Origin of the sequence: Metapseudomonas otitidis (assembly GCF_900111835.1) — a bacterium.
Taxonomy (GTDB): domain Bacteria; phylum Pseudomonadota; class Gammaproteobacteria; order Pseudomonadales; family Pseudomonadaceae; genus Metapseudomonas; species Metapseudomonas otitidis.
Window position 1 is genome coordinate 190,549 of the sequence record NZ_FOJP01000006.1, and the last position, 13,659, is coordinate 204,207.

Annotated in this window: 12 protein-coding genes; 4 read left to right on the top strand and 8 right to left on the bottom strand. The window is 66.5% G+C overall.

From position 1 onward, the window contains the following. Positions 1-254 precede the first annotated feature (254 nt). The 8 genes from BM198_RS09485 to BM198_RS09520 form a co-directional block, all read right to left on the bottom strand. The gene (locus tag BM198_RS09485) at positions 255-1,274 is read right to left on the bottom strand and encodes a LysR family transcriptional regulator (RefSeq protein ID WP_074969492.1); all 1,020 of its coding nucleotides are present in this window, start codon (positions 1,272-1,274) and stop codon (positions 255-257) included. 63 nt (positions 1,275-1,337) lie between these two features. Beyond that, positions 1,338-2,687, bottom strand: coding sequence for an amidohydrolase family protein (locus BM198_RS09490; RefSeq protein ID WP_074969494.1), 1,350 nt, complete (start codon positions 2,685-2,687; stop codon positions 1,338-1,340). Positions 2,688-2,696: 9 nt separating this feature from the next. Then, positions 2,697-4,097, bottom strand: a complete 1,401-nt coding sequence (locus BM198_RS09495) for an NCS2 family permease (RefSeq protein WP_083422362.1) — start codon at positions 4,095-4,097, stop codon at positions 2,697-2,699. A 127-nt stretch (positions 4,098-4,224) separates the two neighbouring features. Then, the gene (locus BM198_RS09500; protein WP_074969496.1) at positions 4,225-4,863 is read right to left on the bottom strand and encodes a glutathione S-transferase family protein; all 639 of its coding nucleotides are present in this window, start codon (positions 4,861-4,863) and stop codon (positions 4,225-4,227) included. An 8-nt stretch (positions 4,864-4,871) separates the two neighbouring features. Continuing rightward, the gene (locus BM198_RS09505; protein WP_074969498.1) at positions 4,872-6,581 is read right to left on the bottom strand and encodes a Rieske 2Fe-2S domain-containing protein; all 1,710 of its coding nucleotides are present in this window, start codon (positions 6,579-6,581) and stop codon (positions 4,872-4,874) included. Between the two features lie 19 nt (positions 6,582-6,600). Then, on the bottom strand, positions 6,601-7,455 hold the full coding sequence (locus BM198_RS09510) for an aromatic ring-hydroxylating oxygenase subunit alpha (protein WP_074969500.1): 855 nt from the start codon (positions 7,453-7,455) through the stop codon (positions 6,601-6,603). Between the two features lie 171 nt (positions 7,456-7,626). Next, positions 7,627-8,958, bottom strand: a complete 1,332-nt coding sequence (locus tag BM198_RS09515) for a heavy metal sensor histidine kinase (RefSeq protein WP_074969502.1) — start codon at positions 8,956-8,958, stop codon at positions 7,627-7,629. Then, positions 8,955-9,635: a heavy metal response regulator transcription factor gene (locus BM198_RS09520; RefSeq protein ID WP_044404171.1), complete on the bottom strand. Its 681-nt coding sequence runs from the start codon at positions 9,633-9,635 to the stop codon at positions 8,955-8,957. Before BM198_RS09520 ends, BM198_RS09515 begins: the two co-directional genes overlap by 4 nt. A 142-nt stretch (positions 9,636-9,777) precedes the next feature. Between BM198_RS09520 and copI the strand changes: the two genes are divergently transcribed. The 4 genes from copI (at position 9,778) to queF (ending at position 13,626) form a co-directional block, all read left to right on the top strand. Beyond that, positions 9,778-10,344 carry a copper-resistant cuproprotein CopI gene (copI, locus tag BM198_RS09525; RefSeq protein ID WP_074969504.1) on the top strand — a complete coding sequence of 189 codons (567 nt, stop codon included), beginning with the start codon at positions 9,778-9,780 and terminating at the stop codon, positions 10,342-10,344. Then, positions 10,344-12,023 carry a copper resistance system multicopper oxidase gene (locus BM198_RS09530; protein ID WP_074969506.1) on the top strand — a complete coding sequence of 560 codons (1,680 nt, stop codon included), beginning with the start codon at positions 10,344-10,346 and terminating at the stop codon, positions 12,021-12,023. The genes copI and BM198_RS09530 overlap by 1 nt, the downstream gene beginning before the upstream one ends. Next, positions 12,010-12,711, top strand: coding sequence for a copper resistance protein B (locus BM198_RS09535; RefSeq protein WP_074969508.1), 702 nt, complete (start codon positions 12,010-12,012; stop codon positions 12,709-12,711). Before BM198_RS09530 ends, BM198_RS09535 begins: the two co-directional genes overlap by 14 nt. Before the next feature lie 84 nt (positions 12,712-12,795). Further along, complete coding sequence (gene queF, locus BM198_RS09540) at positions 12,796-13,626, top strand: NADPH-dependent 7-cyano-7-deazaguanine reductase QueF (protein WP_074969510.1); 831 nt, start codon at positions 12,796-12,798, stop codon at positions 13,624-13,626. The last annotated feature ends 33 nt before the right edge of the window (positions 13,627-13,659 follow it).

Sequence of the window (13,659 nt, forward strand, 5' to 3'; positions counted from 1 at the left end):
TTCGCCGACCGGCGATTATCCCAGAGTAGACGCTGCTACGAGGGGTAGCATTGCTCAGTTCTGCGATGCGGTCGTGGTTGTGACGGGGAAGTCCATCTGCAGGCGCGTAGCTACTTGCGCCAAGGGAACCCCTGGAGCGCCATCAGTCCGCTGTGAGACCGCCACCGGACTGTTCCTCCATGAAAGAGAAGTTGAAAGCCGTGAGTGCTTGGCCGGTCAGGGCTCTTCGCCGTACCTCGACGATTCGCAGATGGTCATTGGAATTGGTGGCCTGGCTCGCCTGGGTGGAAGGCGGCTGGGTCGACGGTCAGTTCTTCGAGCGCTGGGGTGTCGGTTATGACCTTCTGCGCGCGGTAGCGGGCCAACTCTTCAGTGATCTCTGCGCTGACGGCGGCGATCTCGTTGCGCAGCCAGCTGTGCGCCGGGGAGCTGTGTTGCCGTTGGTGCCAGACCTGGGAGACGGTGAAGTCCTCTACGGTCACGGGTGGGTCGAACAGTTGCAGGGGGATTTCCTTGGCGATGCGATGGGCCGTCAGCTCGGCAATCATGCCGATCATGTCGGTCTGCGCCACCAGCACATGGGCAAGCAGGAAGTGCGGCACCGTGAGCGCCGTGTTGCACCGGATGGCGTACTGCTCGTAGAGCCCGTCGATAGCCTCCTTCACCGCGCCATGGTTGCTGCTGACGCGCAGGTGCTTGGCTGAGCGGAACTGCTCGAGGGAGAGGCTGCCGTTGATCTGGGGGTGGCCGATGCGGGCCACCGACTTCAGGCGGTCGGAAAACAGGTTGCGCGAGTGGAAGCTTGCCGGTGCGGTCTTCTCGTTCCAGATCACCAGGTCGAGCTTGCCGTCCTTGAGCTGCTCGAGGTCGTCCTTTGGGCGCAGCGGCTGGAGGGTCAGCTCGACGCCCGGTGCCTTCTCGCCCAGGCGTTGCATCAATTGCGGCAGGAGTATGAAACCGATGTAGTCGGTGGTGGCGATCTTGAAGGTGCCGCTGAAGCGTTGCGGTTCAAAGTCGTTGACCGGCTTCAGCAGCGCTTCCAGCGCATCGAGGCTGTGTTGCAGGGGGGCTTGCAACGCTTCTGCGCGCTGGGTGGGGAGCATGCCGCGGCCCATGGACACGAAAAGAGGGTCGTCGAACAGTGCGCGCAGCCTCGTCAGCGTGTGGCTCACTGCGGACTGGGACATGTGGAGCTGCTGCGCGGTGCGGGTGACGTTGCATTCGCGCAGCATGCACAGGAATACCTGCAAGGACTTCATGTCGACGTTCTGCATGTGGCCGTCCGTCTGGCGTTGCGGGGGCGCTTTTTATACCAGTTCGAAGACGATGGCGACGATTCAGACCATGCTGACTTGTTTGTGCGCGAACCCCTTGCGGCGCTCCATCAGCTGTAGGGCCTGTGCCTGGGCAGCCTCCAGGAGGCGGTGCTCATCGACTTGGGTGCTGCGCCCGTTCTCGAGAACGATGCGGCCATCGACCATGACCGTATGCACATTCGCCCCGCGTGCCGAGTACACAAGATTCCACAGCAGGTTGCTGTCCTCGCCTTGCCATACGACGGGGCGGAGGTTGGGCTGGTCGAGGTCGAGCAGCAGCAGGTCGGCGCGCTTGCCCACCTCTATCGAGCCGATCTCGCGGTCCATGCCCAGCACCCTCGCACCGTCCAGGGTGGCCATGCGCAGTGCGACAGGCGCGGGAAGTGCGGCGGCATCCAGGCGGTGGACCTTCTGCAGCAACGAGGCGAATTTCATTTCCTCGAACAGGTCCAGGCTGTTGTTGCAGACATTGCCGTCGGTGCCCAGGCCGACCTTGACGCCGGCTGCTTGCAGCTCAGGAATGCGGGCGACACCGCTGGCCAGCTTGGCGTTGCTGCTGGGGCAGTGGACCACCGAGGTGCCGCTGTCGGCCAGGCGCATGATTTCCTCATCGTTCAGCCATACGCAGTGGGCGAGCAGGGTGCTCTCCCCGAGGATGCCCCGTTCATCGAGCAGGGCGATGGAGCGCTTGCCGAAGTGGGCGAGCACCGCCGCTTCTTCTTCCTGCTGTTCGCAGGCATGGGTGTGGATGCCGACACCCAGTTCCCGGGCCCAGTCGCGGGCACGTGTGTAGGCGTACGTTGAGCAGTAGAACAGGTGCTCCAGGCCCATCCACACGCGGACGCGGCCGTCATGGCTCATGTGGTGGGTTTCGACCAGGCGATTGTTGTCTTCCGGCTTTTCGAAGAAATCCTTGCCCGGGAGGTCGGCGGCGTAGGGGGCGAGGTGCACGCGGATGCCGACTTCGCCGGCGGCGTCAGCACAACGGTGCATGAACCGGTACATGTCCATCACGCAGGTGGTGCCGTTCTGCAACGCCTCCAGGTAGCAGAGCCGGGCAGCGTGGTAGGCGTCCTCGGCATTCATGGCGCGGTGCTCCAGCTGGTAGTGGGGCAGCCACTCCATCAACTGCATGTTCTCCACCACGCCCCGCATCAGGCTGGAGTGTGAGTGGGCGTCCACCAGCCCAGGCATCAGGGCCATCCTGCCCTTGCAGTCGATGACCTTGGCTGCATCTGGCAGGGGCATCTGCGCGCCCTGGCCGATGGCCTCGATGCGGCCGTCCCGGACCACCAGGTTGCCGTTAGCGAGCACCCGGTCATGCGGGTCGACGGTGAAGATGATGGCGTTGCGGATAACGGTGACGGACATGGCGATCTCCTAGGACTGCACGCGGACGACCAGAAACACCGAAAGCACGGCCACTGCCCACATGATCGGCTTGACCGTGGCGGCCTTGCCGGTGAGCAGCTTGAGCAGCACGTAGAGGATGAAGCCGAGGGCGATACCCAGCGTCATCGAGTAGGTGAGGGGGATCAGCACGATCACCATGAAGGCGGGAATGGCTTCCTCGTAGGTCAGCCAGTCGATCTTGGTGATGGTGTCCATCATGAACACGCCGATCATCACCAGCACCGGTGCTGTGGCGATCGCCGGTACCAGCGCCAGCAAGGGTGAGAGGAACAGGAACGGGAGGAACAGCAGCGCCGCGACCAGCGCCACCATCCCGGTGCGACCGCCTTGGGAAATGCCGGCAATGGATTCGATGTAGACGATGGCGGGGCTGGTGCCCAGGGGGGCCGACGCCAGGGACGAAAGTGCGTCGACGTGCATGGATTGCTTGATGCGGCGTGGCTCGCCCTTGGCGTCCTTGAGGTTGCCGGCTTCCGAGATGCCGAGGAAGGCCGAGAGCGCTTCGAAGAAGTTGGTGAAGACCAGCACGAAGATGTAGGGGAGGTAGTCGATGTGCAGCGCGCCCAGCAGGTCGATCTGGCCGATGAAGCTGAAATCCGGTGCGGCGAACAGGCCTTGCCAGTTGACCAGGGTGGCGCTGGTCGAGCCTTCCGGTGCGAACGCACTGGCGTCACCCCAGAGGCGGCCGATGGGGATGGCCATCAGGGTCGTGGTGATGATGCCGAGGATCAAGGCGCCCGGGACTCTGCGCACCACCAGAGTGATGGTGACCACCAGGCCGGCGAGGAAGGTCAGGATGACCGGGTCGAAGGGGGCGGCGTGGACCACGGTGAAGGGGTGGCTGACGATGAAGCGTGCATTGACCAGGCCGATCAGCGCGATGAACAGGCCCATGCCGCAAGCGATGGCGTTGCGCAGGTTGGCGGGAATGCCTTCGATCACTTTCTGGCGAACGTTGAAGAAGGCCAGCAGGGTGAAGGCCAGGCTGCTCCAGAGCACGCAGCCCAGGGCCACCTGCAGGGGTATGTCGGCGCCGACCACCATGGTGTAGGCGAAGAGGATGTTGATGCCCATGCCTGGCGCGATGAGGATCGGGTTGCGAGCGTAGAGCGCCATGGCCAGGGTACCCAGGAAGCTCACCAGCACCGTGGCGGTCACCCCGGCGGAAAACGGGATGCCGGCCGCTGAGTTGATGTCCGGATTGACCACGATGACATAGGCCGCCGCCAGGAAGGTGGTGATGCCGGCGAGGGTTTCCCGTCGCAGTGACGAGCCTTCGGCGCTGATTCGGAAATAGTGGTCCAGCCAGTGCGCGAGTTTGCCTGGCCAACGGGTCGGCGTGGCGGGCAGGGTCACCTGATGGTTCATGTGCGTCTCCTCGAGTCGGCAAGGCTCATGGCTTGTTGATTGTTTTTGGATGCAGGGAGCGCGGTGCTTTCCGAGGCCTGGCCTCGACAGTCTTCAAGTGGTCGCTGGGTTCCTCGCAGGGGAGTGGTCAGGCCGCCGAGGCAGCGAAGATGCCGGACATGACGACGAAGCCCGGAAGGCGTTTGAGGCGGTCGGTCCAGCGGCGGATTGCCGGGTAGTCGAGCAGTTCGATCCCGCCTTCGTTGGCGAGCATCACGTAGGGGAAGCAGGCGATGTCGGCGATGGTCGGGTGCTGGCCACGGCAGACCCAGCCGCCTTCCTCGCGTTCGCTGAACCAGAGGCGCTCTTCCAGTACGCGGAACAGGTCGTGTGCACCCTGGCGAGCCTGGTCGGCGTTCAGTGGGTAGCCGAAGACCTCTGCCAGGCGTGCAGCCGAGGCGGTGGTGGTGATGCCGTCGGCGAAGGCCAGCCACATGTTGACTTCGCCCAAGCGTTGCGGGTCATCAAGGGGGTACCACTGGCCGCTGGGGTCGTAGCGTGCGGCCAGGTAGCCGAGGATGGCTTGGGCGTCGCGCAAGATGAAACCGTTGTCGTCGATAACCGGGAGCTGGCCAAGGGGGTTGAGTGCGAGAAAGGCATCCCCCTTGTGTTCCTTGCCTGGGTGGAATTCGACTTCGCGGGTTTCGTAGCTGACGCCGAGCAGGCTCATCAGCAGGCGCAGCTTGTAGCAGTTGCCGGACAGTTCGTAGTTGTAGAGCGTGATCATCGGCGGCCTCAAAGGTCCAGGACCAGCAGGTTGGAATGGCTGCGTGAGACGCAGGGCATCAGGCAGTCGTTGCGCTGCCGCTCTTCCTCGTTTAGGAACAGGTCGCGGTGTTCGGGCAGGCCATCGAGTACGGCTGTGCGGCAGGTGCCGCAGACACCTTGTTCGCAGGAGGTGTCGAGGGCGATGCCTTGCGCTTTCAAGGCGTCCGCCAGGCTGACTTCGCCGGGCACCTCGAATTCCTTTCCCGAGCGTTGCAGGCGCACCCTGAAGGCGCGCCCGGCAACGGGTACCTGTGGATTGGTGAAACGCTCGTGGTGCACGCGCTCCTCGGTGATGCCGAGTCGGGCGGCGAGTGCGAGCACGGCGTCAATCAGCGCTCCGGGACCGCAGACATAGAGGTGAGTGGCGGCATCGACATTGCTCAGCAGCAATTGCAGGCGATCAACGGTCTGCTCGGGGGTGAGGCCTGTGTGGAGGCAGCTGTGTCGCAGTTGGTGCAGGCGCTCGGGAAAGGCCACCAGGGCTTCGCTGCGGACGAAATAGTGCAGCTCATAGGTGCTCTTGCGAGCCTGCAGGGTGGCGCCCATGGCAAGCAGCGGCGTGATGCCTATACCCCCGGCGATGAGCAGTGCGGGGGCGTCCGGGTGCAGGCGGAAGAGGTTCTTGGGGGCCGAGATCTTCAGGGTGTCACCGACGGTGACCTGTTCGTGAAGGGAGCGCGAGCCGCCCCGTGAGGCGGGTTCGAGCTTGACGCCGATGAGCAGGTGATCACGCTCGTCCGGCCCGTTGAGCAGGGAGTACTGGCGCTTGAATCCATTGGGTGTCAGCACCTCGATGTGGGCGCCGGCCTCGAAGTGTGGGGGTTGGGTTTCGGTCCGCAGGGTAAGGGCGAGGACTTCGCCGCCGGTGAGCTGGCGGGCCACGACCCGTGCCGCCAGGTCTGGGGCTGGGCGACGTGGCACAAGCCTGGAAACGACAGCGGAGGCGGCTGGTGCGGCGGACTGGGTGACGGGTTCGGGAAGCGCCCGGGCGGAGCGCTCCAGATGACGGCGCAGGGCGCTCAAGGTCAGGTTGTGCTCGCGCAGTTGAAGGGCTTCGGTACGGCCGTCATCGGTGCATGAGCTGTGTACGAGCGTGTTCTCCCGGTCCAGGGGTTGCAGCCAGAAGTGCAGTCGTCGGCCCTCCGGCCAATCCAGTTGCAGTGCCAGGTCATCGGGCTTCGAGGCGGTGGCGGCACCCCAGGTTGCCGGGGCGTAGTCGGCCAGGGCAGTGAGCAGCACTTGGGTATCGACCCGGAACGGCAGGCTGCGCAGTACCAGGGGCAAAGGGATGGGGCGTGGCTGTTCGAGCTGTGCTTCGCCCGCCCTGAAGGAGAGGTTGACCCAGATGTACCCACCTGTTTCGGTGGCCGCGAACCCCCGGGCGCAGAGGCTGGTCGGCGGGGTGCTTTGCGAGGCGGCCGGAATCCGTGTGCAGCGCCCGTCCTCGCTGCGATATTGCCAACCGTGATACTGGCAGCGCAGCTGGTCGCCCAGGTTGACGCCAAGGGTGAAGCGTACGCTTCGATGGGGGCAGCGGTTTTCCCAGGCGTTGACCTGGCCGGCATCGTCCCGCCAGAGCGCCAGTTCGATGCCGTGCAGCTTCCCATGGAATACATGACGCGGAGCCAGGTCGCGACTGTGCGCGACCGGATGCCAGCGGTCGTCGATAGGGGGCATGTTCGATCCTCTGTGTGTTTCAGTCGGCTTGGTAGGTGCTGTAGCGGATGCCTTTGCCTTGCAGCCAGCGGCGATAGGTGCTGGAGAGGGCGTCGGCTCGGGTCGGGATTTCGTAGCGCGGGTCCAGGGGCAGGCCTCGTGGCCGGTGGTTGGAGAGGATCATCAGGTCCTGGCCGAAGATGGTCTGCTGGAACAGTCGCAGGTCGCGGTCGCTGCTGGTGCTGTCGATATAGGCCAGCACGACGTGGGCGATGCAGCGCTCCTCGTCCAGCGGTTGTACGAACAGGCAGATGACGTCGCGCCGGTGAGGCTGTTCCGGGCTGGTCTTGTAGAGAAGGGCGCAGAAGGGGCGGGTGACGCGGTAGACGTAGTGGGCCTCCATGCCTTCCTTGGCGGCGGCGGCGGCCAGGGGCTGGAAGATGCGGCAGTCGGTGGAGATGATTTCGTCACTGTCTGCTTCGATCTTCACCTGGTAGGGGCTGATGTCCGTATGAGGTTCAGCGCCAAGCAGCCCGGTGTGGACGTAGGGGAAGTGCGCCATGTCGAGGAAGTTCTCGATCACGCGCAGCCCCGAGGCATGCACCTGCATGGAGCCGGCGCCGAGGATGCGGCGGTCGGGCTCGTCGAATTCGGGGATCGGGAACAGTGGTGCCGACGGTTCGCCCAGGCAGACCCAATGCGTGTGGTGGCGGGTCAGCGTGGGGTAGTGTCGCGTCGGTGTGGTGGTTGAGCAGGCGCTGAACTGGCCTTGCTGGTCCTTGCGGTAGCTGATGGGCTGGCCAAGCAAGTGGGTGTGGCCGGTCGCTCCGTTGGCCAGGTCCTCGGTGACCGCCAAGGGATACCACTGGTCGTGGATGATGGATTCGATCGTCATTGGGGGCCTCGCCAGGCATTCGTTGTTCTTGTTTGGTACGACGTTAGGAAAAATGGCGAGGGGCGACTAACGCATAGTCTTCATAGCTGGTATTCGCGGGCCGGGTCGCTTGTCCATCCGTTGTTCAGGACGGCCGTTTCGGCGCGAGACCACCTGGCGAGAGGTGTCGAGTCAGCTTCCTTGCGGGAAGTCCATCTGGAAGCGCGTCCAACCGTCCGCGCTCACGCAGCGGACTTCGCCGCCGTGGGCGCGGACGATGGAGCGGGTGATGGCCAGGCCGAGCCCGGCATGCTCGGCCTGGCCTTCGCGGCGGGCCGGGTCGGCGCGGAAGAAGCGGTCGAACAGGCGTGGTTGCAGTTCGGCGGGGATGGCCGGGCCCTGGTTGGCCACCTCCAGGCGCAACGAGGGGCCGGCGGGGTGGGCGCTGAGTTCGATGGCGCCGCCGGCCGGGGTGAAGCGCAGGGCGTTGTCCAGCAGGTTGGAGAGGGCGCGGCGCAGCATGGCGCGGTCACCCTCCAGCTGGCCGCTGCCGGAACAGGTGAGGCGGATGCCGCCTTCCTCGGCCAGGGGAGCGAAGAACTCGGCCAGTGCCTCCAGCTCGTCGGCCAGTACCAGGGGCTCGCGGCGGGTGGTGAGCAGGCCGTGCTCGGCCTTGGCCAGGAACAGCATGTCGTTGACCATCTGCGCCAGGTGCTGCAGCTCCTCCAGGTTGGAGTGCAGGGCTTCGCGGTAGGTGGCCAGGTCGCGGGGCTGGGCGAGGGTGACCTGGGTCTGGGTCAGTAGGTTGGACAGCGGGGTGCGCAGCTCGTGGGCGATGTCGCCGGAGAAGGCGGAGAGCCGCTGGAAGGCGTCTTCCAGGCGCGCCAGCATGGCGTTGAAGGCGCCCACCAGGTCGCTCAGCTCGGCCGGCACGCTGGCCGGGTCGAGGCGGGTGGTGAGGGAGTGGGCGGAGATGCCGGCGGCCACCTCGGCCATCTGCCGCAGGGGGCGCAGGCCGCTGCGTACGGCCCAGGCGCCGAGCAGTGCGGTGGCCAGGGCGCTGAGGCCGACGGTGAGCCAGATCAACCGCTGCATGCGTTCGAGGAAGTGCTGGTGGTGGGTGATGTCCAGCCGCAGGTCCAGGCGCGGGCTGTCGGCTTGGCCGGGGAGCAACTCGGTGCCGTAGGCGCGCCAGGCGGTCTCGCCATGCTGGGCGTGTGCGGCAGCGGCCTGGCTGTCGAACCACAGCTCGCCTTGGGGGCCGAGGATGCGCAGGGCGAGGTCGGGTTGGCGTTGCAGCTCGGCGTGCAGGTCGTCTTCCCGCGCGGCGAGGGCTTCGGCGCTGCCCACCGGGCCGAGCAGGCTGCGCAGGGCTTCGGCGCGGCTGGCCAGCAGCTGGTTGTCCAGTTCGAGGAAGTGCGCTTCGCTGGCCCGGTCGAACAGGGCGCCGGCGATGAGCGAGACGCTGGCGGTGGCTGCGGCGAACAGCAGGCTGAGGCGGGCGCCGAGGGACAGGCGCATCAGGCGTCCCGCGCCTCGAGCACGTAGCCCATGCCGCGCACGGTGTGGATCAGGCGGGTGGGCCAGGCGTCGTCCACCTTGGCCCGCAGGCGGCGGATGGCGACTTCGATGACGTTGGTGTCGCTGTCGAAGTTCATGTCCCAGACCTGGGAGGCGATCAGCGATTTGGGCAGCACTTCGCCCTGGCGCCGCAGCAGCAGCTCCAGCAGGGCGAACTCCTTGGCGGTGAGGTCGATGCGCTGGCCGCCGCGTTCCACCCGGCGGCGCAGCAGGTCGAGGCGCAGGTCCGCCAGTTGCAGGCTGGTGTCCTGCTGGCCGGTGGTGCCCCGGCGCAACAGGGTGCGCACCCGCGCCAGCAGTTCGGCGAAGGCGAAGGGCTTGACCAGGTAGTCGTCGGCGCCCAGCTCCAGGCCGCGCACGCGGTCCTCGACGGCATCGCGGGCGGTGAGGAACAGCACGGGCGTCTCCAGGCCGGCTTCGCGCAGGGTGCGCAGTACCTGCCAGCCGTCGCGGCCGGGGAGCATCACGTCGAGGATGATCAGGTCGTGGTCGCCGGTCAGCGCCAGGTGCTGGCCGGCGATGCCGTCGCTGGCCAGGTCGACCAGGAAACCGGCTTCGCCCAGCCCCTGGCGCAGGTACTGACCGGTCTTGGGTTCGTCTTCGACGATGAGCAGTTTCATGGCGGGCCTGTGTCGTGGGGGTTCCTTTATACCGTGCCGGGCCGGCGCGGTGGGCCTGGCTGACAAAGTTGTAATGTGCCGGTAAGCCAGGCGCCAGTGGCAGGGCGGCAGGATGGGGGCCTGTCCATCAGGAGACCCTGTCATGAAACGATCCGCCCTTGTTCTCGCCTGCGGCCTGTTCCTCAGCCTGCCCGTGCTGGCCGACGGTGCCGCCACCTTCGCGTTCGGCCACCCGGCCAAGGCCGCCGACGCCGGCCGTACCGTGGAGATCACCCTGGGTGACATGTACTACGAGCCCGCCAGCCTGCAGGTGAAGGCCGGCGAGACGGTGCGCTTCGTGCTGAAGAACACCGGCAGCCTGCTCCACGAGTTCAACCTCGGCGATGCGGCCATGCATGCCCGCCACCAGCAGGAAATGCTGAAGATGCAGCAGATGGGGATGCTCACCCCCACCGGCATGAATATGAAGCACGACATGGGCGCCATGGATCACAGCCAGATGGGGCACGACATGGCTGGCATGGACATGGCTGGCATGGATCACGGGGCGATGATGAAGCACGACGACCCCAACAGCGTGCTGGTGGAGCCGGGCAAGACGGCCGAGCTGACCTGGACCTTCACCCAGGCCACCGGGCTGGAGTTCGCCTGCAACATCCCCGGCCACTACCAGGCCGGCATGGTCGGCAAGATGGAGGTCAAGCCCTGATGCGCGCGCTGATGGGCGCTGGCTTGCTGGCCCTGGCGGCCGACGCCGGGGCCGGCACCTATGAGCTGGTGATCGATGAGGGGCGCGTGGCCTTGAGCGATGGCAGCCGGCCGGCGCTGACCATCAACGGCCAGTCGCCCGCGCCGGAGCTGCGTTTCAAGGAAGGCGAGGAGGTGCAGATCCGCGTGACCAACCGCCTGGACCGAGACACTTCGCTGCACTGGCACGGGCTGATCGTGCCCTACGACCAGGACGGCGTGCCGGGCATCAGTTTCCCGGGCATCAAGCCTGGGCAGACCTTCACCTACCGCTTCCGCGTGCAGCAGTCGGGCACCTACTGGTATCACGCCCACAGTGACTTCCAGGAGCAGGAGGGGCTGTACGGGCCGCTGGTGATCGAGCCGAGCGGGCGCGAGCCGTACCGCTACGACCGCGAGTACACGGTGATGCTGTTCGACTGGCAGGACGAAAAGCCCGAGCGCACCCTCGCCAACCTGAAGAAGGACGCCGAGTACTACAACGACCACAAGCGCACCCTGGGTGATTTCTTTGCCGATGCCGCCCGCGATGGCGTCTGGGCGACCCTCAAGGACCGCTGGGGCTGGGGCGACATGCGCATGTCGCCGACGGACATCGCCGATGTCAGCGGGTTTCGCTTCCTGGTCAACGGCCGCGACGCGGAGCAGAACTGGACGGCGCTGTTCAAGCCGGGCGAGCGGGTGCGCCTGCGCATCATCAACGCCTCGGGCATGAGCTACTACGACCTGCGCATCCCCGGCCTGCCGATGACGGTGGTGCAGGCGGATGGCAACGACGTGCTGCCGGTGACGGTGGACCAGGTGCGGCTGGCGGTGGCCGAGACCTATGACGTGATCGTGCAGCCCCGGGAGGATCGGGCCTATACGCTGTTCGCCGCCTCCATGGACCGCCGTGGCTACGCCCGCGCCACCCTGGCGCCCCGGCCGGGCATGGTGGCCGAGGTGCCGGCCCTCGGGCCGCCGCGCCTGCTGAGCATGGCCGACATGGGCATGGATCACGCCATGCCGGGGATGGACCACGGTGCGATGGCGGGTATGGGCGATGCAGAAATGGCCGGGATGGACCATGCCGCCATGGGCCACGGGATGCCGGCCGCCGGTGGCAACCCGGACTACGCGCCGGGCAGCGGCATCGCCCCCGAGCCGGTGGAGGGCGGGCGGGTGCTGGTCTACGGCGACCTCAAGGCGATGCGCCCGGATGCCCGCTACCGCGCGCCGGACCGCACCATCGAGCTGAAGCTCACCGGCAACATGGAGCGCTACTTCTGGTCCTTCGACGGGGTGAAGTACTCCGAGGCCGAGCCCATCCGCCTGCGCTACGGGGAGCGGGTGCGCTTCCGCTTCGTCAACCAGACGATGATGAACCACCCGATGCACCTGCACGGCATGTGGATGCAGCTGGACAAGGGCAACGGCCGGCTCAACCCGCTCAAGCACGTGGTCAACGTGGCGCCCGGCAGCACGCTGGAAGTGGACGTGCCGGCCGATGCCATCGGCCAGTGGGCGTTTCACTGCCACCTGATCTACCACATGGCCAGCGGCATGTTCCGCAAGGTGATCGTCGAGGCGCCCGACGGCAGCAGCCGCTCCCTGGGCGAGGCCATGCAACCGATGGAGGAGGCTGCTCATGCGGGTCATTGAATGGGGGGTGCTGGCGGCATTGGCCAGCCCGATGTCCTGGGCGATGGAGATGGACGCCATGCCGGTCGGCTACCTGGGGTTCGATCACCTGGAGCAGCGCTTCCACGGCAACGACACCCAGCTGGCCTGGGAGCTGGAGGGCTGGTACGGCACCGACACCCACAAGCTGGTGCTGAAGAACGAAGGCGCCCGGGATGCCGGTGGGCCGACCACGTCGAGCCGCACCGAGCTGCTGTACCGGCGGATGTTCAGCGACTTCTTCGACTGGCAGGCGGGCGTGGCCCATGACGACCAGCCAGGGCCGGCGCGCAGCCATGCGCTGGTGGGGATCAAGGGGCTGGCACCGCAGTGGTTCGAGGTGGAGGGCAACCTGCTGGTGAGCGAACGGGGCGATCCGTCGCTGCGCCTGGAGGCGGAATACCAGGTGCTGCTGACCCAGCGGCTGGTGCTGGAGCCCCGGCTGGAATACGACCTGGCCCTGGCGGACGACCGCGACCTGGATCGCGGCGCCGGCAGCGGCACGCTGGAGGCGGGGTTGCGCCTGCACTGGCGGGTGACGCCGGCGTTCTCGCCTTACCTGGGCTATGAGTGGGAGCGCACCCACGGCCGCAGCGGGGACTGGCTCCGCGCAGCCGGCGAGCCGGACGAGGAGGGCGCCTGGGTGCTGGGGCTGCGCTTCTGGCTGTAAGGGGCCGGGCGTGTCGCCGAGGTTTTGCGGCAGGCCCGGGCTGTATACAATTGCGCGGTTCTCTCCCCCGCCAGGTCGCCTCTCATGCAGCATCCCGCCGAACACTCGCCGCTGGGCAAGTCCAGTGAGTACATCAGCACCTACAGCCCGCAGCTGCTGTTCCCCATTTCCCGCGTGGCGAAGTGGAGCGAGTTGGGGCTGACGGCGGAGACCCTTCCTTATAAGGGCGTGGATTTCTGGAACTGCTACGAGCTGTCGTGGCTGACCCCGTCGGGCAAGCCGGTGGTGGCCATCGGCGAGTTCGCCATCCCGGCCGATTCCCCGAACATCATCGAGTCGAAGTCCTTCAAGCTGTACCTCAACTCCCTCAACCAGAGCGCCTTTGCCACGGTGGCGGAACTGGTGGCGGTGCTGGAGAAGGACCTGTCGGCCGCTGCAGGGGCCGAGGTGAAGGTGCGCGTGCGCAGCCTGGCGGAGGTGGAGGCCGAGGGTGTGGCCCGCGCCGCCGGGATCTGCATCGATGACCTGGATGTGAGCATTGACCACTACGACCATCCGCAACCGGAGCTGCTGCGCGCCGATGCCGCCGAGGTGGTGGAGGAGGCGCTGCACAGCCACCTGCTGAAATCCAACTGCCCGGTCACCGGCCAGCCGGACTGGGGCACGCTGGTGGTGCAGTACAAGGGGGCTCGCCTGGATCACGCCAGCTTCCTGGCCTACCTGGTGAGCTTCCGCCAGCATTGCGACTTCCATGAGCAGTGCGTCGAGCGGGTCTTCCTCGACCTGCTGCGCCTGCTCGAGCCCGAGCACCTGACGGTGCAGGCACGCTATGTGCGCCGCGGCGGGCTGGACATCAACCCCTACCGCAGCACGCACCCCATCAGCCCGGACAACGGTCGGCTGGTGCGGCAGTAACTGATTCCGGGCTGCGCCCGGCGGCAAGCTGAA

Bases quoted from the DNA above. Each gene is read 5' to 3' on its own strand.
- BM198_RS09500 (WP_074969496.1), bottom strand. From the start codon at position 4,863: ATGATCACGCTCTACAACTACGAACTGTCCGGCAACTGCTACAAGCTG.
- copI (WP_074969504.1), top strand. From the start codon at position 9,778: ATGAAACGATCCGCCCTTGTTCTCGCCTGCGGCCTGTTCCTCAGCCTG.
- BM198_RS09530 (WP_074969506.1), top strand. From the start codon at position 10,344: ATGCGCGCGCTGATGGGCGCTGGCTTGCTGGCCCTGGCGGCCGACGCC.
- queF (WP_074969510.1), top strand. From the start codon at position 12,796: ATGCAGCATCCCGCCGAACACTCGCCGCTGGGCAAGTCCAGTGAGTAC.
- BM198_RS09495 (WP_083422362.1), bottom strand. From the start codon at position 4,097: ATGAACCATCAGGTGACCCTGCCCGCCACGCCGACCCGTTGGCCAGGC.
- BM198_RS09510 (WP_074969500.1), bottom strand. From the start codon at position 7,455: ATGACGATCGAATCCATCATCCACGACCAGTGGTATCCCTTGGCGGTC.
- BM198_RS09505 (WP_074969498.1), bottom strand. From the start codon at position 6,581: ATGCCCCCTATCGACGACCGCTGGCATCCGGTCGCGCACAGTCGCGAC.
- BM198_RS09490 (WP_074969494.1), bottom strand. From the start codon at position 2,687: ATGTCCGTCACCGTTATCCGCAACGCCATCATCTTCACCGTCGACCCG.
- BM198_RS09535 (WP_074969508.1), top strand. From the start codon at position 12,010: ATGCGGGTCATTGAATGGGGGGTGCTGGCGGCATTGGCCAGCCCGATG.
- BM198_RS09520 (WP_044404171.1), bottom strand. From the start codon at position 9,635: ATGAAACTGCTCATCGTCGAAGACGAACCCAAGACCGGTCAGTACCTG.
- BM198_RS09485 (WP_074969492.1), bottom strand. From the start codon at position 1,274: ATGCAGAACGTCGACATGAAGTCCTTGCAGGTATTCCTGTGCATGCTG.